This is a genomic window from Brevibacillus borstelensis, assembly GCF_036700025.1.
Taxonomy (GTDB): domain Bacteria; phylum Bacillota; class Bacilli; order Brevibacillales; family Brevibacillaceae; genus Brevibacillus; species Brevibacillus borstelensis.
In genome coordinates, this window is sequence record NZ_CP144922.1 from 5,091,275 (window position 1) to 5,108,497 (window position 17,223).

The following is a 17,223-nucleotide window of genomic DNA, read 5'->3' on the forward strand; positions in this document are numbered from 1 at the left end:
CAAAAACATAAAGATATGGGGAGAGCGCATTCTTGTTGCACATTCGTTTTCCTCCAAAAGCCGTCGGTCAGTATGCCGGAAGCGACTCCCTTTAGAAAAAACAAGACCCGACGGAAGTCCATACACTCCATCGGGTTTTCTTCGTTTCCATCAAGCAAGATACGCTTCCCGCACCTGAGGATTGGTCAGCAGATTTTGCGCTTCATCCTGCAGAATGATTTCGCCTGTCTGAATGACGTAGCCGCGATTCGCTACAGAAAGGGCCTGGTTGGCGTTTTGCTCAACCAACAGGATCGTCATGCCTTCGCGGTTCAGCTCTGTCACGATGTCAAAAATTTGTTCCACCAGAATCGGGGCAAGACCCATAGACGGTTCATCCAGCATCAGGATTTTCGGCTTCATCATCAGACCGCGAGCAATCGCGAGCATCTGCTGCTCACCGCCGGACATCGTTCCGCCCTTTTGATCGATCCGTTCCTTCAAACGGGGAAAATAGCGAAATGCACGCTCGATGCCTTCTTCAATGATCTGTTTGTCCTTTACGGAAAATGCACCCATCTCCAGGTTTTCCCGAACCGTCAGCTTGGGAAAAATCCGCCGTCCCTCCGGCACATGGGCGATCCCCATCGCTGCGACATCGTGCGTCCTCATCTGCGTAATGTCCTTGCCGTCAAACACGATCCGGCCTTCCCGGGCACGGGTCTGTCCGCAGATCGTTTTCAGGGTGGTCGACTTCCCGGCGCCATTGGAGCCGATCAGCGTCACGACCTCCCCCTCGTTTACTTCAATACTTAATCCTTTCAACGCGTGGATACCGCCGTAATAGGTGTGAACGTTTTGCAATTCAAGCAACGGCATTGTTTCTCCTCCCCCTCTTACGACACTTCCGTCGCGCTTTTGCCCAGGTAAGCCTCGATGACGTTCGGATTGTTTCGAATCTGTTCCGGCGTACCCTCGGCAATCTTGCGTCCGTAGTCCAGGACGTGAATATACTCGCTCAATCCCATGACGAGCTTCATATCGTGCTCGATCAAAATAATCGTCAAGCCCAGCTCATGCTTCAGCTTGCGGATAAATTCAGTCATTTCTACCGTCTCGCGCGGGTTCATCCCGGCTGCCGGCTCGTCGAGCAAAATGATTTGCGGATTGGTCGCAAGCGCCCGGGCGATCTCCAGACGGCGCTGCAGTCCGTACGGCAGGCTGCCTGCCGCTTCGTTCGCCACATGGGCAATGCCGACGTATTCCATCAGCTGGTAGGCTTCAACCTTGGCCCGCTCTTCTTCCTCGCGAACGCGTTTTGTATTGAACATAATGCCCAGGATCCCTGCCGACAGGCGGCTGTGCGTGCCCACCATGACGTTCTCCAGGGCTGTCATCTCCTTGAACAGGCGAATATTTTGAAAGGTCCGCGTAATCCCGCGCTCCGCGATTTGATCGGGGCGCAGCCCCTTGATGCTTTTCCCGTTCAGCAAAACATCTCCCTCGTCCGGCTCGTAAAAACCCGTCACCATATTGAAGAAGGTCGTCTTGCCCGCACCGTTAGGGCCAATGACGGCGGTAATCGTTCCTTGTTCGATTTTTACGGTCACTTCCTGATTGGCAACCAGACCGCCGAAACGCTTGGTCAACCCATTGGCTTCCAATAATGCCATCGTGCTCCCTCCTTCTTCGCTACGACTGTTTCCCCTGGGTAAGCTTGCTCAAGATGCCAAGCTTGCCTCCAGCGTATTTGCTTCCTTTGATGGCCTCCAGATCGTTCTTCTTGCGCCTGGCCGGGATCAACCCGTTTGGCCTGTAAAGCGCCACCAGGATCAGCATAATCCCGAAAATCAAACGCTGGAATTTGGACGGGTCAAGCTGGTTGGGCAGATTGATGACTCCCGATTGCTGCAGCGAATGCAGGAAGTTGGAGAACTCTTTCAAGAGCTGTACCTGAAGCACTGTGACAAAGGCGGCCCCGAGAATAACCCCAGGGATGCTGCCGCTGCCCCCGAGAATGACCATCACGAGAATCCCGATCGACTCCATCAGGGTAAAGGACGTCGGATCGATAAACGTCTGTTTGGCAGCAAAGATGACTCCCACGACACCGGCAAAAGAGGCGCCTGTCGCAAACGCAGCCAGCTTGGTGTTCAACAGGGAAATACCCATCGACTGCGCGGCCAGCTCGTCCTCCCGCACCGCCACCCACGCGCGGCCCAGACGGGAGTGCTCAAAGCGGATGTTGGCGATAACGATGAAAATGATCACGAACAGGACGATAAAGTAGAAGTAAAACGGCGTCCCCATCTTGACGCCGAACAGCTCCGGAGACGGAATCGGCGTAATCCCTTGGGGACCGTTCGTAATATTGATCGGCTTATCCAGGTTGTTAAAAATAATCCGAATAATTTCACCAAAGCCCAGTGTAACGATGGCGAGGTAATCGCCTTTTACCCGCAGTACCGGCAAACCGAGCAAAATCCCGAATATAGCCGCCACGATCAGGCCGACGATGAGAAATGGCCAGAACCAGTCTCCTGACAACGGAAACAATCCGCCAGGAATAAACTCGTTTGCCTGAGAGGTGGAGAAAATTGCATACGCGTAAGCACCCGCTGCAAAAAAGGCGACATACCCCAGGTCAAGCAGACCGGCAAAACCGACTACGATGTTGAGGCCGAGCGCCATCGCCACATAGATGCCCACCTGCGAAGCCACTTCCATATAGTAGCGGTTGTCCCCCGCCACCAGCGGAATGATCAGCAGCAAAACGGCGGCACCCAGGATCAGGCGAACCCGCTTGTCCGTGTTTGTATAGTAGATCAGAATAATCGAGAACAAAATTCCCAGAAACGCGATGACGGACTTTTCCATGAAGTGCAGGGCTGCTGCAGAGACAGCGATCCAGATCAGTGTAACGACCAGCGGGATTCCTTTCATCGACTTCCATCCGATGTTTGCCATGATTCTCACCTACACTTTCTCTTTCACTGCTTCGCCAAACAGACCTTCCGGCTTGAACAGAAGCACGAGAATTAAAATACTGAACGCAAATACATCCTTGTATTCGGCACCGAAGGCTCCGTTGGTCAACGGTCCCATATACGCGCCGGACAGTGATTCCAGAAGGCCCAGCAGCACGCCGCCCACCATCGCTCCGCGGAGGTTTCCGATACCCCCGAGAACCGCAGCGGTAAAGGCTTTCAGGCCGAGGATAAAGCCGATGTATGGGTCAATCGTACCGTAGTTTTGCGAAAACAGAACACCCGTTGCTCCGCCAAGGCTCGAACCGATCAGGAAGGTAAGCATGATGACTTTGTCCACGTTGATTGTCATCAGCGATGCCGTCGACTGATCCTGCGCGACCGCCCGCATTGCGATGCCCCACTTCGTCTTGTTGATGAACAGCGTCAAAGCAATCATCATAACAATGGCAAGAACGATAACGATAAAGCCTTTTGTCGGAATCGAAGCAATCCCGAGAGAAATGCTGCCCGAGAAAAGTGCGGGAGTATTCAGATAAAATTCGTTGCGGGCAATCGCCTCGGTAAAGCGAACCAGGTCTTGCAGCAAAAAGGAAACGCCAATCGCCGAAATCAGAGGAACCAGACGCGGCGCACCCCGAAGCGGCCTGTAAGCGACCCGTTCTATGAGCACACCGAGTCCCCCTGTCAGCGCCATCGCGATGACGAGCGTCAGGAAGAAAGCCACGTACGGGTTCATTCCTTCAAGAGCGCCCAAGGAGTCAGAGATCAACAAAACCTCTGTCCCTACGAAGGCACCCACCATGAAAATTTCCCCGTGGGCAAAGTTGATAAATTCCAGAATACCGTAAACCATGGTGTAGCCGAGAGCGACGACGGCGTACATGAATCCCAGTGTCAACCCGTCAACCAACACCTGAGGCAAAATGTTGAGCAGCATGCTTCCCATCCCTCATTCCTTCGTAAACTTGTGGTGAATTTCAATTTTTTGCATGCGACAACGCCAATAAAGAGGGACCGCACGGAATGTGCCGCCCCTTTTGCTGAATGAGGCTCGTCAGATGCGTCTATGATGCTGTTTCCTCGCGCCCTATGAACCAATACAGTCCGAAAGCGAATCTTGTCCATTTGCGCAACAGTCGCCTTTCTTTTCGCCTATTACGAATGGCCTGCTTCTATCCGCAAAATAGTGTGATTTGACTGAAAAATCAGCTACCACTATCATATCAAAAGATTCAGTAAGCTCGCTACCTGGAATTACCGGTATCTCCCTTCATGCCAATTGAATCCCCCTTTTATTTCTCTTTATGTTTTCTTCATCATCAATCAAGCTGTCTGATCTGCCAGTTTGAACCTATGTAAACACCGGATCAATCAGCCTATATCATTGACGCAGCTTGATTCTTTTTCATTTTAAAAGAAATTAGAAAATTTACAAGAGAAAAAATTATTTTTTTACGCTACATATAATTCCAATACATAATCGTAAAAAGCAAGCGAGGAAAGAATATATCAATGCTATGTCACATTAAAGAATGTAAGTATTTTCCATTACAAGAACTCAGAAGGAACGAGGATCTTCCCCGACTTTACCTCCACGATTCCTTCTGCTGTTATCCGCACATACGGCAGATGAGTAGCCGTAAAGAACAGCAGGGAATAGAGCGGGTCCAGATGCTCGTGGCCTTTTTCCCGGATCAATCCCGTAAACCTCTCAGCCATGTCAATCACTTCCTCCATCGGTGCGGGGGAGAACTTGCCTCCCAGCGGAAGCGGGCATTCCAAGACTGCCTTTCCTTTTTCGTACATGGCTACCCCGCCGTCCATTTCCATGACCCTCTGCAGCGCCTGCGCCATAGACTGGGCACAACGTCCTATCACCAGCCAATCGCTCGATGCCGTATAGGTGCTGGCCAGCCCCTTTAGATCCCTGCCATATCCCCTGACGACTGCCCGGGTCAAACGTTTTTGCACAGGGTTAATCAGACAGAGCAGCGCGAGCTCCGGGTCGTTTTCCAGCGAAACATATCCCTGCGTATCCACGGGTAAGCTCGCTTGCTCCATTTTGGTGATGACTGCGTTCAGCATGCAAATGACAGGGACCGGCACTCCTTTGTCCTTCATGCGGAACCATTCTGTTTTCACCTGCATTTCCTTCATTTCCCGGGAGACGGACGGAAAATCGTAGTCTGTCCATACTGGCTGGACCGTCGGGACGAGCAGCTTTCCATCTTTCCCCGAGAGCTGTCCGTTTGCGATGACCTCTTCCGGCGTCGGCTCCCCGGGTTGCGTCAGAAGCAGAATATCGGCCAGCCGTCCGGGAGCTATGCCGCCCACTTCGCTGTCGATCCCGTAGTAGACGGCCGGATTGAGCGAGGCCATCGCATACGCTTCGACTGGCGGCATGCCTGCTTCAATCGCCACGCGGATCGTATAATCCATCAGGCCATGGCGGTACATCGGCGGCGTGCTGCCGTCTGAGGTCAGCATCATCCGGGATGACCAGGGAATCCCTGCTTCCAGCAACCCTTGCACCAAAGTCGGCAGGTCGGGGCGAATCGATGAATGGCGGAGGGTCGCGTACATCCCCACTCGCAGCCGCTCCAGCACATCCTCGGCCGTAATGCTTTCATGGCAGGCAGTGATGCCCAGAGCCGCTGCCGCATTCAGCGTTTGCACAGAGGCGCCGGGGTGATGCCCCTCCATTCGCTTGCCCACATCCAGTGCTCGCTTGATGCCGTACAGCAAGGTTTCATCCTCGGCCAATACGCCTTGCCAGTCGGTCAACTCTCCGCCCTGAATGACACGGGGGTGCTCCAGCATCCGGCCAATGCCTTCTCTGTCGAACGGCGGCGATGCCATTGTGCGTCTCATCTGGGGATCAAGCCTTGCCCAGAAAAATTGCTTTACGGGATGCTCCGCCAGTTTTTCCATGATGTCAGCCACTTGCGCAAAAGGCAGCGTCATAAGCATCAAAGAGTCCGATATCAACGTCGTCGTCCCGCGCGCCAAAGCAAAATCCGCCATCGTGAACGGATTGTACCATTGAAAGGGATGCGCATGAGGTTCAATGTATCCGGGAACAGCGCACTTGCCATCGGCCTCCACAATCGTCGTCCCCTCGCAAGTCACCGGCTCTTTTTCCCCGACATACGCAATCCTCTCGCCGGAAACGGCTATGTGGACCTCCCGCCATTCCTTTGTATAGACATGCAATACTTTTGCTCCCCTGATCCACATATCTGCCGGCTCTTCCCTTCTTGCCACCCGCAGAAGCTTTCGATGAGCAGCCTCATCTATCGAACGAACTCGCATGAATATCCCTCCTGTTTCCCTTTAAAAACGATTTCAGTCATTTCTTCTGATGCCCTTCTTGTTACCTTAAAGCTTCGCCATCTTAGAAACATTTTCCTTGGCTGTTTTCCCAAGACCCGCACACACTAACCGGTAGATACAAGTTGGACAGGAGGAATCCACATGCGAAGGAACGTCGGAACTGTAGATGCCATGATTCGCATCACTGCCGGACTTGTTGGACTTGCATACGGGGTCGGCAAAATGAGCCGTCGCCCCTATCGTACCCCCTGGCTGCTCATGACCATGTCGGCCATGAAGGTAGCGGAGGGTGCGACCCGATTTTGTCCGATGCTGTATGCGATGAATACCGATACAGTTACCAAAAAGGGAATGAACAAGATTGTCGGAAAAATGACCGAAGCCGGCGTCCGCGCAGCCATGCGGCAAATGACGGGGTCAAAGGGAGGCGGCAAGCAAGGCGAGAATGCGGCCATGACCTCCGAGATGTCTCAAGCGATGGCAGCCGGGATGTCGCCTGAGAAAGGGGCAGCCACTGCCACAAGGGAGCTGTCCCAGGAGGATAAACAACTGGAAGCAGCCCTGCGAGAACACGTCACCTATCCGACAGCCGATCAGTTCATGGAAGACGAAGACAGCGATCTGGAGAAAAAACCTTCGGAACGGTACAGTCGGGACGAGCATCTGTACCCTACCTATTCATAAGAGGAGGACTGCTTTATGACGATTGTCGGCCCTCCCCTGTACGAATGGTTTTCCCACAATGTGTTTGTCATCGCCATCATCATAGCCTGCGTGGCGGCGATGGGATACTTTTTTTACAACACGCGCAAAAACAAAGGGAGATACCGCCAATAACAGGCGTATCTCCTTTTGTTAATTTTGGTTTACAAGAAAATATGTTATACATATAATTGTTATGACAATCATTTTGGATAGGAGCTGTCCCTCATGGTTTCTACGCCTCACTATCAATCAATCGGATTTCTTCTCGGTATCACTTATCGGCGGGTGAGCCATCTTGTCACCATCCGCCTCAAGGAGCTGGATATTACACCGGAACAGCTGGCTGTGTTGCTCAGGCTGTGCGAGCAGGACGGCATCAACCAGAAGGAGATCGCCATCCGCACAGCCAAGGATCAACCGACGACTGCCCGGATACTCGATGTTCTTTTGCGGAAGGAATTGATCGAGAAAAAGGTGAGTCCTGCTGATCGGCGCGCTTTTTTAATCTATCTGACCGAAAAAGGAAAATCGTTTGTCGAGCAGGCTATACCTCTGGAGAAACAAGCGATTGATGAAATGCTTGCAGGCATAGACCCGGAACGGCTTGAGCTGTTGAAGGACACTCTTTTGACCATTCAAAACAATGTCAACCAAGTCATCATGGAGTAGGAGTGGAATAGGTGGAAGAGAAACCAGAGACAAATGAAAAGCTATGGACGGGCAAGTTTGTCCTCCTGACGCTTTGCAACCTGCTGTTGTTTTTGAATTTGCAAATGATGACGCCATCATTCCCGGCGTATGTAAAGGATCAATTCGGCGCGAGTGATTTCACGGTGAGCCTGGTGATTAGCCTGTTTGCCTTTGCGGCTGTGGTCGCCCGGATTTTTACTGGCAAGGTTTTGCAACCGAAAAACAGCAAAACGATTTTGCTGCTCGGACTGTCTATCGTTATTCTTGCGACAGCCGGTTACGTTTGGGCAGGGACAATCGCCTTTCTGCTTGTCATGCGTATTGTATTCGGCGTCGGATTCGGGATGACGAGCACGACCTTTCCTACTCTTGCGTCCAATGTCATCCCGCCCAAACGGATGGGGGAAGGCATGGGGTACTTTGGCCTCTCGTCCAGTCTGGCGATGTCGATTGCGCCCGTGATCGGACTTTGGATATTGGGACAATTCGGGTTTGTCGCCCTTTCCGCTTCGGCTGTTGTGCTCGTAATCGCCATCATCCCTATGCTGCGGATCATACAGCCGGCGGCACCGGTCCATGCCATGCGTGAAAACAAAGAGGGGCAGGCGAATCAAACCGGCACGCCACAGATTCCGAGTAGCAAGCAACAGATCAGCAAGCAGCCATTTCCAACCGGCAGCGGTACCAGTGGAGCTTCCGGCCGGGGCATTTGGCTTCCAGCCTTTTTAAATCTTTTGCTCTCCATCACGTACGGAGGCCTGATCAGCTTTTTGGCGCTGTTCGGAAAAGAGGTTCATATCGACAACGTCGGCTGGTTTTTTCTTTGCAACGCCTTTGCCATGGTATTGATCCGGCCTGTCTCAGGGAAAATATTTGACAAAAAGGGGCACTGGGCCGTTCTTCCTCCCGGAGCCCTGCTGACCGTGATCGGGCTTGTGCTGGTCTCCCAAGCATCCTCTGTCCCGACGCTGCTGACAGCCGCCTTATTTTACGGTCTCGGCTACGGAATTATACAGCCGTCGATTCAGGCCTGGATGATCAAGCAGGTCTCTCCGGCAAAGCGCGGGATGGCCAACGGGCTTTTTCTCAATTCGATTGATTTGGGAATTGCGCTGGGGGCCATGCTGCTGGGAGCCGTCGCTTCGGCATCCAGCTATGGAGTGATGTACCGCCTGTCTGCAGGGTGCATGGTGCTGTTTCTCGTCGTTTATTTACTGTCTCAGCTTTTGGAGAGACGGGCAAAGGCAGCGGCTTCCCGGGAGGAGATTGGGGTTTAATAGCGTTGGTTGGGTCGGGAAAGCGTGTTCCCCTTTTTCCATTCCGCCTGGGTTGTGTCCCAAAGACCTTTCGCGTTTTCTCCATTTTCATCTCTACGGCTTTTGGCTTTTGCCGGACTATCACAAAACAAGACAAGCCTTCAATCCGCTTCTCGGGATTGGAGGCTTGTTTGCTTTTGCACAAGCTTTTTGGAAGCAGGTCAAGCCCATTCGAACAGACCCGTTCTCGCTTCTCGTACGCCCTTACCTTACCGGTTTCCCAGCGCCTTGGCAGCGATGTCGGTGCGGTAGTGGGCGCCTTCGAAGGAGATGGAACGTACCGCCTCGTAGGCAGACGCTCTCGCTTCCTCCAGGTCTTTGCCGATGCTGGTCACGCCGAGTACGCGGCCGCCGCTCGTGACTGTGCCCTCTGGCGTTTGCTTGGTGCCGGCATGAAAGACGGCTACGCCTTCTGCTTGCTGCTCCAGTCCGGTGATGAGCGAGCCCTTCGGGTACTCACCGGGGTAGCCGGGAGCAGCCATGACGACGCAAACCGCACTCTCCTGCTTCCACTCAACATCCAGGGAAGCCAGTTCGCCGTTGACCGTCGCCGTGCAAATATCCACCAGATCGGTCTTGAGGAGCGGCAGAATGACCTGCGTCTCCGGATCGCCGAAGCGGGCGTTGAATTCCACAACCTTCGGCCCCTCCGAAGTGATCATCAAACCGGTGTACAGCACGCCGCGAAACGGAATGCCGTCCCGCACCATGCCGGATGCCATCGGCTGGACGATTTTTGCCACGATTTCATCTACCAGCTTGGCTGACATGTGCGGTACCGGCGCATAGGTGCCCATTCCCCCGGTATTCGGTCCTTGATCGTTGTCAAACACCCGCTTGTGGTCCTGGGAGGTGATCATCGGCTTGACCGTCTCTCCATCGACAAAGGAGAGGAGGGACAGTTCTTCTCCGCGCATGCACTCTTCGATGACCACACGGGCTCCTGCCTGGCCGAATGCGTTCTCTTCCATGATGCTGTACAACGCCCGCTCCGCTTCTTCCAGCGTCTCCGCCACCACGACCCCTTTGCCTGCGGCAAGTCCATCCGCTTTTACCACAATCGGCGCTCCCTGCTCACGCACATAAGCAAGTGCAGACTCATAGTCGATAAAGGATTCATACTTCGCTGTCGGTATGTTGTAACGCTTCATCAGATATTTGGCAAACGATTTGCTTCCCTCGATTTTCGCAGCTTGGGCAGTCGGTCCGTAGATCGGCAGGCTGCGCTCCAGGAAAAAGTCGACAATGCCTCCCAGCAGCGGGTCCTCCGGGCCTACAATCGTCAAATCGATGCCTTCGTCCTTGGCAAACTGTGCCAGTGCGGCAAAATCATGAACGGGAATCGGCACGTTCTTCGCCAGCAGGGCTGTTCCTCCATTGCCAGGGGCACAGAAAATCTTTTTCACCTTGGAGCTTTGCGCCAGCTTCCAGACAATGGCGTGTTCACGGCCGCCGCTGCCGATTACCAGTACGTTCATCGTATTCCCTCCTGTATTCTCTCTCTTCTAATGCTTAAAGTGTCGCACACCAGTAAAGACCATGGCAATCCCAAAACGGTTGCAGGCATCAATCGATTCTTGGTCCCGTACAGAGCCGCCTGGTTGGATAATCGCCGTAATTCCCGCTTTTGCCGCTGCTTCGACGGTATCGGGCATCGGGAAAAAAGCATCGGAAGCCATTACGGAACCGCGGGCTTTTTCACCAGCCTGCTCGATGGCAATCTTGGCAGAACCGACTCGATTCATTTGACCGGCTCCTACCCCGATGGTCATGTTATCTGCGGCCAGTACGATCGCGTTGGATTTGACGTGCTTGACCACCTTCCAGGCGAATTTCAACTGCGCCAGCTCCTCGGCTGTAGGCTCTCTGTCGGTAGCGACGCGAATCTCCTCATCGGCGAGCTGCTTGAGATCGTAATCCTGAACCAGCGCTCCGCCCGCTACCGGCGCTACCCGGAGAACAGCGGCATCTTTTTGGACAGGCGCCAGATCCGGCAGGCGCAAGAGGCGCAGGTTTTTCTTTTCAGTCAGGACATTCAATGCCTCCTCGGTAAAATCGGGAGCGAGGATAATTTCCAAAAAGGTTTCTTTCATCAACAGGGCCGTCTCTTTATCGATCGGCCGGTTGGCAGCGACGATCCCGCCGAAAATCGAAACCGGGTCGGCTTCAAACGCTTTTTGATACGCCTCGCGGACATCGCCGCCAATGCCGACACCGCACGGATTGGAGTGCTTGATCGCGACGACTGCCGGCTCTGTAAATTCACGGACGATAGCGAGAGCCGCATCCGCATCATTAATATTATTGTAGGAAAGCTCTTTTCCATGTAATTGCTCAGCGCCAGCGACAGAAGTCAGCCCCGCAAGCGGTTCCTGATAGAAAGCTGCACGCTGATGCGGATTTTCGCCGTAGCGCAAATCCTGTACCTTTTCATACGTCACGGTCAGGCTTTCCGGAAATGCTTCTCCCACCTGATTGTTTAGGTAGCGCGCGATCAGGGCATCATACGCGGCCGTATGCCCGAATACCTTGGCAGCCAATAGACGGCGTGTTTCCAATGTAGTATCGCCGGCTGCTTCAATTTCTCCGGCCACTTTCTCGTAATCCGCTGCGTCCACAACCACTGTGACGAATTGGTGGTTTTTGGCGGCAGAGCGAAGCATCGTCGGACCGCCGATATCAATATTTTCAATTGCGTCGGCATAAGTAACGCCGGGTTTCGCAATCGTTTCTTTAAATGGATACAAATTGACTACGACCAGATCAATCGTGTCGATGTTCAGTTCTTTCATCTGCTGAAGATGCGACTCGTTGTCGCGAACAGCCAAGAGACCTCCATGAATATTCGGGTGCAGCGTCTTGACGCGTCCGTCCATGATTTCTGGAAAACCGGTCACATCTGAAATGCCAATGACGGGGATGCCCGCTTCCTTGAGCAGAGAAGCTGTCCCGCCGGTAGAAATGATCTCGACCCCAGCGGCAGCCAAGCGGCGCGCAAAAGGTACCAACCCAGTTTTGTCCGAAACGCTGATCAGTGCTTTTTTCACACTCACGAATAGAACCTCCTGACTTTTTTCAAAAAGGTTGTAAAAACACGAACATTACATATACATTAAAACATAATTGTACGTTTTTATCAAGATTGTTCGGACAAAACAAAACGCAGCCTTCGGTGCCGGGGCACAGTCGGCTGCGTATCTTTTTTGTTCTCGTTATCGATACAGCGTGTATCCTGTCATGTCCGCTTCTTTTTGCGGCTTTGCATCTTTTTGATCCGTTCCGCCAAAGAGAGGTTTTTCACTTTTCCGCTGCCCTTCGGGGACGATTTTTTCTTTTCTCCCGATTCCTTCTTCTGACTGGTCGTCATGAGCTCCCCGATTGTATCCGCGGAAAGGGATTTGCCGTCTTTTACCTGCTGCCTGACTTTGTCTTTCGTTTCGTCCGAAAGATCAAGTCCCATATCCGACAGCTCACTCAAGACGGATTCAATATTTCCGTTCCCGTTTTTAGGGAGTTTCTCCGCAAGCTTCATAATGTCGGTCAGCGTCCACTCCCGACCCGTTCGTTTACTCAGCTTCCCCAACAGATCGGCTACGAAGTCCCCGTTCATTTGGCCCCTCCTTATTTCCACCTTCCCTTTACTGTATGTCGGGGCATGCGAAAAGTTTTTGTTGACGAGCGTCTATACGCTCGGTTTTTTTGGGGGACAGCTTATAGGTCCAACCGTTCTGAGAGGATCGCCGTTTTTTATTCACAGCACTTTGCGACCGGCTGCGCACTCGCGTACTTTTCAAGCCCGGCCAACGCCATGTTCCATGCCTGCTCAAACCAGCCGCGTGCAGCGTCCCATTCTTCTGTGCTGCCCCATCCGTTATGCACAAGCTGCACGTTGGTTCCTTCTCCGTCCGGAATGAAGGATACGACGACATGGGTGAGCGGACGCGCTTCGTTCATCAGTGAGGCAAACTGCCTTGTCCCCTTCCATTCAAAGACCAGCAGTTTGTTCTCCTCGATGGCCAGCACCTTGCAGCCGATAGTGCTGTCGTTTTCGCGATCGTCCGGTGCCCAGAACAGCTCGTATTTGCCTCCCGCCACAGGCTCCACCTCCGCCGCATTGGTCAGCCAGCTGGCCAGATGCTCGCTCCCGGTAAAGAATTGAAAGGCTTGCGCAGGGCCGCAAGATAGCTTTACGCTTTTATGTATGACCTTATCCATGTTATTCCTCTCCTTCCAGGTACTTTGTTTGATTATACCGGAAAGACTGAACATTCCGCTTCTTCTTGTTTGCTCTTTTGAGCGAGATCGCGAAAAGTTTTTTGAAGAGTGTCTGAGTGTTTTGCCAAAATCGAAACGTAGTCATTGATACATAGATGAAACGAACGTTGAAAGGGGCCCGGCGTGGATCGAAATGAACATCAGCGAAGAGAACCTTGCAAGCGAACTAAAGAACCGCAATCCGATTGCTTTGGAATACGCAATGAACGTATACGGAAAAAACGTCTACACCCTCGTGTACCGGATCATCGGCGGCATCGGGAGCCGGGAAGACATCGAAGAGTGTGTAAGCGACGCTTTTATCACCGCGTGGAAAAAAATTGCCGAATTCGATGAAAGCCGGGGAACATGGAAAACGTGGCTGCTGATTCTCGCCAAATACAAAGCGCTGGATTATCGCCGCAAGCTTCAGGAGCGGGGCAATGGAGCGCCATTGGCTGCAGAACCGACTTCCCGTACAGACCTGGAGACCGTTGTCCTCTCCCGCGAGCGTTCCGCACAAATTGTCGCTCTGATTCGCTCCTTTCCCGAACCGGACAGACGCATTTTTATCAAACGGTATTTTTACTACGAGACTTTGGAGAACATCGCGGCTGAGACGGGGTTGACCAAAAAGGCGGTCGAGAATCGGCTGTTTCGCTCCCGGCAAGCCCTCAGGCAGCAGATGCACCTTTTGGAACAGGAGGATACGTATGAAGGGAAGAGATGAACAAGCCGTATTTGACCTGATTGATCAAATAAGCGAAGAAGACTGGCGTGACTTCAAGGACTTCCGTGATTTCCCGGACTTCCGAGAATCCCCGGACTTCCGAGAATCCCCGAACTTCCTCGATTTCCCGGACTTTTACGATTTGCATGAACCCCCTTCCCATGCGGCTCTTCCTCTGGACAACGCTGCGTTGGACCGGATCAAAACGAGAACATGGCATGAGCTGGGCATTCATCCGCATGCCCAAAGCTCCGACTCTGTCCAAAAGAAGCTCGCAACGCCCCGAAGACGCTATCATAAAAGGGCTTTCGCTGCAGCCATCCTGCTTGTTTTGCTGGGAGCCGCTATCGGTTTATCTGAAGAGGTACGGGCAGAACTCAAAAAGATACTGCAGTTCCTCCCGGGATTTGGCACAGTAAGCGAAGGGAACGGGCATCCCGTCTATGTGCTGGAGAAGCCTGTCTCGGCAGAAGCGCGCGGTTCTGAATGGAAGGTGGACGGCATCATGATCGGGGAGCAGGAAGCCTCGATCAGGCTGAGGGGAACAGGCGGACATGCCCCCGACAAGATCACCCTGTCTACGGGCCAATCCGATAAGGAGCGCTATGAATTTAAGCACGGCACGTTCACCAGCTCAAGCAATGGGTGGAAGGCATCATATACGTATCGGGGAGCCATTCCGTTTTCCGGTCATGAGGCCGTATTCGTAGAGCTGCCAGTGGCTGTTATCGGTCCCTTGCCGCTTGTGTTGGCCAAGCAGGCTGGCAATCTAGACGGTCTTGGCCCGACCGCAGCAAAAAACGGCGTCACGATTACGGCAGTGACGACCCCGATGGCGCAGAAACGGATCAGGGTAAACCTGCTGTCCATCCTGCCTGACGGTCTTGAACTAGACTCCTTCGGCATAGATCCGCTCAATAAAAGCGAGGAGACAAGGCTGAAGCTGACAAATGAACGAGGCGGCAACCTCGAGATCCAAAAAGATTCAATTTTTGCCAATCAGAACGAGTTTTTCTTCACAGGGTCACCGCAGGATTTAGAGCGTTACCGCTTGTCGATCCCGTATATTCGCGTCGCCGATAAACATGCACCGCAACAGCAGGTAACAGTGCCTGTTCCTTTACAGGAAGGATCGGCAAATATTGATCAAACAGTGCTCCTGGCAGGCTTTCCTGTCGATTTTACAAAAGTGGAGCGAGTCGATTCCGAGACTGTCCGCGTGCACGTAAATGTCCGCTTTGATTCCGGTCTGGCGAAGACGCTGCAAAGCTTCAAGGTCTATACACAGAACGCCGACCGGATGTCCTATATGTGGAAAGCAGCCGAAGATACGGGAGCGATCGAATACTTGGAGCTGGAGGTGCAGCCTGGCATGGAGGAGCTGACCTTTTCCATCGGGGAACCGCGCTACCTCTTGAAGGGCCCGTGGCAAATGGTGATAGAATAAGAGCCTGCCCTTTCATCTTCCCCCTTCTGCAACGCAAAAATGGGTGCCCATTGTCAGATCTGACTTGTGGGACACCCATTTTATTCAGATTGTACTGTACAGTGAAACACTATTTCGTTCCTTGTCGTACATGACGCCCTTCCACTTTTACCCGGCCTGTGAGCAATTTGTCGATGACGTCAACGAGCAATCCATGCTCCACCTGATGAATCCGGGCGCTCAGGCTCTCGGCTGTGTCATCCTCCAGCACCTCTACAGGTGTCTGCGCGATGATCGGACCGGTATCCAGTCCGGCATCGACCATATGCACCGTTACCCCCGTTATCTTTACCCCGTAGGAGAGTGCCTGGCCGACGGCATCCTTGCCCGGAAACGCGGGGAGCAGCGACGGGTGAAGGTTGATCATGCGCCCCTCGTATGCCTGAAGCAGCGTATCTCCGACCAGCCTCATATATCCGGCCAATACGACAAGCTCTACTTCTCTCTTCTGCAGCTCGGCGACGATTTCCCGCTCGAAAGCGGCCTTGTCCGGATATGCTTTCGGATCGAACACAAACGCATCTACGCCAAGCCGAGCAGCCCGTTCCAAAACGCCGGCGCCCGGTTTGTCGCATACGAGCAGGGCAATCTCGGCTCCCGCCAGACGGCCGCTTTTTGCCGCTTGCACGACCGCTTCAAAATTGGAGCCGCTGCCAGATGCAAAGACGGCTATCCGCTTCACCACGCCACCCCGTTGTATACGACCTTTCGTTCCCCGGCAGCGATATGGCCGATCCGGTACGGCTGCTCGCCCGACTGCTTCAGCGTCTCCATCGCCCGCTCGGCATCCTCCGGCTTGACGACCGCGATCATGCCGATCCCCATATTGAAAGTGCGGTACATGTCGCTCCAGGAAATATTCCCGGATTCCTGCACCAGGGAAAAGATCGGCAGCACCGGCCACGTCCCGACGTCGATGACCGCCTGCGTCCCTTCCGGCAATACGCGCGGAATGTTTTCCGTAAAGCCGCCGCCGGTGATGTGGGCCATCGCTTTCACCTCGACCGCATCCAGCAGCGACAACATCTGTTTTACGTAGATGCGTGTAGGAGTCAAGAGCTCCTCGCCCAATGTTTTGCCGAGGACGTCCATATGGTCGCTCAGAGAAAGGCCGCGGTCAGCCAGCAGAACCTTGCGGACAAGCGAAAAGCCGTTGCTGTGGACTCCACTTGCGGCCAGCCCGATCAGCACGTCGCCCGGCTTCACCGAAGCGCCGGTAATCAGCTTGTCTTCGTCAGCCACGCCTACCGTAAACCCGGCGATGTCGTACTCGCCTTCCGCGTACATGCCTGGCATTTCCGCCGTTTCGCCGCCGATCAGGGAGCAGCCTGCCTGGGCGCAGCCGTCGGCAATCCCCTTGACGATGGCTTCGATTTTCTCCGGAACGACCTTGTCGCACGCCAGATAGTCGAGGAAAAAGAGCGGTTCCGCTCCTTGCACCACTACGTCGTTGACGCACATGGCCACCGCGTCGATCCCGATCGTGTCGTGTTTGTCCATGGCAAAAGCCAGCTTCAGCTTGGTGCCGACTCCATCCGTTCCCGAGACGAGCACCGGCTTTTTGTATTTGGTCGTATCGAGACGAAACAGAGCGCCGAACCCGCCCAGATCAGTGAGCACCTCCGGCCGGAATGTCCGTTTGACGTGCTTTTTCATGCGCTCGACCGCCTGATTGCCCGCCTCTATATCTACTCCCGCTTGCTTGTATGCATCACTCATGGTTTCTCCTCCATCGGTAGA

At 53.5% G+C, this 17,223-nt stretch carries 17 protein-coding genes; 6 read left to right on the plus strand and 11 right to left on the minus strand.

Annotated elements, in window-relative coordinates:
- Positions 1-150 precede the first annotated feature (150 nt).
- The 5 genes from V5G20_RS24390 to V5G20_RS24410 form a co-directional block, all read right to left on the minus strand.
- Positions 151-858 (minus strand): ABC transporter ATP-binding protein, encoded by a 708-nt coding sequence (locus tag V5G20_RS24390; protein ID WP_024983547.1) that lies wholly within the window; start codon positions 856-858, stop codon positions 151-153.
- A 17-nt stretch (positions 859-875) separates the two neighbouring features.
- Positions 876-1,652, minus strand: a complete 777-nt coding sequence (locus tag V5G20_RS24395) for an ATP-binding cassette domain-containing protein (RefSeq protein WP_039070053.1) — start codon at positions 1,650-1,652, stop codon at positions 876-878.
- Between the two features lie 19 nt (positions 1,653-1,671).
- Entirely contained in the window at positions 1,672-2,946 is a 1,275-nt protein-coding gene (locus tag V5G20_RS24400) for a branched-chain amino acid ABC transporter permease (RefSeq protein WP_024983546.1), read from the minus strand.
- A 9-nt stretch (positions 2,947-2,955) separates the two neighbouring features.
- Positions 2,956-3,906 (minus strand): branched-chain amino acid ABC transporter permease, encoded by a 951-nt coding sequence (locus V5G20_RS24405; protein ID WP_024983545.1) that lies wholly within the window; start codon positions 3,904-3,906, stop codon positions 2,956-2,958.
- Between the two features lie 611 nt (positions 3,907-4,517).
- Positions 4,518-6,281: an adenine deaminase C-terminal domain-containing protein gene (locus tag V5G20_RS24410; RefSeq protein WP_338462572.1), complete on the minus strand. Its 1,764-nt coding sequence runs from the start codon at positions 6,279-6,281 to the stop codon at positions 4,518-4,520.
- A 162-nt stretch (positions 6,282-6,443) separates the two neighbouring features.
- Between V5G20_RS24410 and V5G20_RS24415 the strand changes: the two genes are divergently transcribed.
- The 4 genes from V5G20_RS24415 to V5G20_RS24430 all read left to right on the plus strand — a co-directional run bounded on the left by V5G20_RS24415 (position 6,444) and on the right by V5G20_RS24430 (position 8,974).
- Entirely contained in the window at positions 6,444-6,986 is a 543-nt protein-coding gene (locus tag V5G20_RS24415; RefSeq protein WP_081924285.1) for a YgaP family membrane protein, read from the plus strand.
- Positions 6,987-7,001: 15 nt separating this feature from the next.
- Positions 7,002-7,139 carry an EYxxD motif small membrane protein gene (locus tag V5G20_RS24420; protein ID WP_003389442.1) on the plus strand — a complete coding sequence of 46 codons (138 nt, stop codon included), beginning with the start codon at positions 7,002-7,004 and terminating at the stop codon, positions 7,137-7,139.
- 93 nt (positions 7,140-7,232) lie between these two features.
- Positions 7,233-7,676: a MarR family winged helix-turn-helix transcriptional regulator gene (locus V5G20_RS24425; RefSeq protein WP_003389443.1), complete on the plus strand. Its 444-nt coding sequence runs from the start codon at positions 7,233-7,235 to the stop codon at positions 7,674-7,676.
- An 11-nt stretch (positions 7,677-7,687) separates the two neighbouring features.
- Positions 7,688-8,974 (plus strand): MFS transporter, encoded by a 1,287-nt coding sequence (locus V5G20_RS24430; protein WP_243014217.1) that lies wholly within the window; start codon positions 7,688-7,690, stop codon positions 8,972-8,974.
- A gap of 248 nt (positions 8,975-9,222) precedes the next feature.
- On the opposite strand, the gene purD is transcribed toward V5G20_RS24430, so the two are convergent.
- The 4 genes from purD to V5G20_RS24450 form a co-directional block, all read right to left on the minus strand.
- Positions 9,223-10,491 (minus strand): phosphoribosylamine--glycine ligase, encoded by a 1,269-nt coding sequence (gene purD, locus V5G20_RS24435; protein WP_003389445.1) that lies wholly within the window; start codon positions 10,489-10,491, stop codon positions 9,223-9,225.
- A gap of 27 nt (positions 10,492-10,518) precedes the next feature.
- A complete protein-coding gene (purH, locus tag V5G20_RS24440) occupies positions 10,519-12,066 on the minus strand; it encodes a bifunctional phosphoribosylaminoimidazolecarboxamide formyltransferase/IMP cyclohydrolase (protein ID WP_338462575.1) in 1,548 nt (515 codons plus the stop codon).
- Positions 12,067-12,248: 182 nt separating this feature from the next.
- The gene (locus tag V5G20_RS24445; RefSeq protein ID WP_024983539.1) at positions 12,249-12,623 is read right to left on the minus strand and encodes a hypothetical protein; all 375 of its coding nucleotides are present in this window, start codon (positions 12,621-12,623) and stop codon (positions 12,249-12,251) included.
- 137 nt (positions 12,624-12,760) lie between these two features.
- Positions 12,761-13,228 carry an SRPBCC family protein gene (locus tag V5G20_RS24450; RefSeq protein ID WP_003389449.1) on the minus strand — a complete coding sequence of 156 codons (468 nt, stop codon included), beginning with the start codon at positions 13,226-13,228 and terminating at the stop codon, positions 12,761-12,763.
- A gap of 193 nt (positions 13,229-13,421) precedes the next feature.
- Between V5G20_RS24450 and V5G20_RS24455 the strand changes: the two genes are divergently transcribed.
- Positions 13,422-13,997, plus strand: a complete 576-nt coding sequence (locus V5G20_RS24455) for a sigma-70 family RNA polymerase sigma factor (protein ID WP_003389450.1) — start codon at positions 13,422-13,424, stop codon at positions 13,995-13,997.
- Positions 13,981-15,444, plus strand: a complete 1,464-nt coding sequence (locus V5G20_RS24460; RefSeq protein WP_172921204.1) for a hypothetical protein — start codon at positions 13,981-13,983, stop codon at positions 15,442-15,444. The genes V5G20_RS24455 and V5G20_RS24460 overlap by 17 nt, the downstream gene beginning before the upstream one ends.
- Positions 15,445-15,553: 109 nt before the next feature.
- On the opposite strand, the gene purN is transcribed toward V5G20_RS24460, so the two are convergent.
- Positions 15,554-16,168 (minus strand): phosphoribosylglycinamide formyltransferase, encoded by a 615-nt coding sequence (purN, locus tag V5G20_RS24465; RefSeq protein ID WP_375338684.1) that lies wholly within the window; start codon positions 16,166-16,168, stop codon positions 15,554-15,556.
- Positions 16,162-17,202 carry a phosphoribosylformylglycinamidine cyclo-ligase gene (gene purM / locus V5G20_RS24470; RefSeq protein ID WP_024983537.1) on the minus strand — a complete coding sequence of 347 codons (1,041 nt, stop codon included), beginning with the start codon at positions 17,200-17,202 and terminating at the stop codon, positions 16,162-16,164. The genes purN and purM overlap by 7 nt, the downstream gene beginning before the upstream one ends.
- Positions 17,203-17,223: the final 21 nt, after the last annotated feature.

What these genes read in the sequence shown, in the direction of transcription:
- purM (WP_024983537.1), bottom strand. Translation starts at nt 17,202, where the DNA reads ATGAGTGATGCATACAAGCAAGCGGGAGTAGATATAGAGGCGGGCAAT.
- V5G20_RS24420 (WP_003389442.1), top strand. Translation starts at nt 7,002, where the DNA reads ATGACGATTGTCGGCCCTCCCCTGTACGAATGGTTTTCCCACAATGTG.
- V5G20_RS24460 (WP_172921204.1), top strand. Translation starts at nt 13,981, where the DNA reads ATGAAGGGAAGAGATGAACAAGCCGTATTTGACCTGATTGATCAAATA.
- V5G20_RS24415 (WP_081924285.1), top strand. Translation starts at nt 6,444, where the DNA reads ATGCGAAGGAACGTCGGAACTGTAGATGCCATGATTCGCATCACTGCC.
- V5G20_RS24425 (WP_003389443.1), top strand. Translation starts at nt 7,233, where the DNA reads ATGGTTTCTACGCCTCACTATCAATCAATCGGATTTCTTCTCGGTATC.
- V5G20_RS24445 (WP_024983539.1), bottom strand. Translation starts at nt 12,623, where the DNA reads ATGAACGGGGACTTCGTAGCCGATCTGTTGGGGAAGCTGAGTAAACGA.
- V5G20_RS24400 (WP_024983546.1), bottom strand. Translation starts at nt 2,946, where the DNA reads ATGGCAAACATCGGATGGAAGTCGATGAAAGGAATCCCGCTGGTCGTT.
- V5G20_RS24390 (WP_024983547.1), bottom strand. Translation starts at nt 858, where the DNA reads ATGCCGTTGCTTGAATTGCAAAACGTTCACACCTATTACGGCGGTATC.
- V5G20_RS24450 (WP_003389449.1), bottom strand. Translation starts at nt 13,228, where the DNA reads ATGGATAAGGTCATACATAAAAGCGTAAAGCTATCTTGCGGCCCTGCG.
- purD (WP_003389445.1), bottom strand. Translation starts at nt 10,491, where the DNA reads ATGAACGTACTGGTAATCGGCAGCGGCGGCCGTGAACACGCCATTGTC.
- V5G20_RS24395 (WP_039070053.1), bottom strand. Translation starts at nt 1,652, where the DNA reads ATGGCATTATTGGAAGCCAATGGGTTGACCAAGCGTTTCGGCGGTCTG.
- V5G20_RS24405 (WP_024983545.1), bottom strand. Translation starts at nt 3,906, where the DNA reads ATGCTGCTCAACATTTTGCCTCAGGTGTTGGTTGACGGGTTGACACTG.
- V5G20_RS24410 (WP_338462572.1), bottom strand. Translation starts at nt 6,281, where the DNA reads ATGCGAGTTCGTTCGATAGATGAGGCTGCTCATCGAAAGCTTCTGCGG.
- V5G20_RS24455 (WP_003389450.1), top strand. Translation starts at nt 13,422, where the DNA reads ATGAACATCAGCGAAGAGAACCTTGCAAGCGAACTAAAGAACCGCAAT.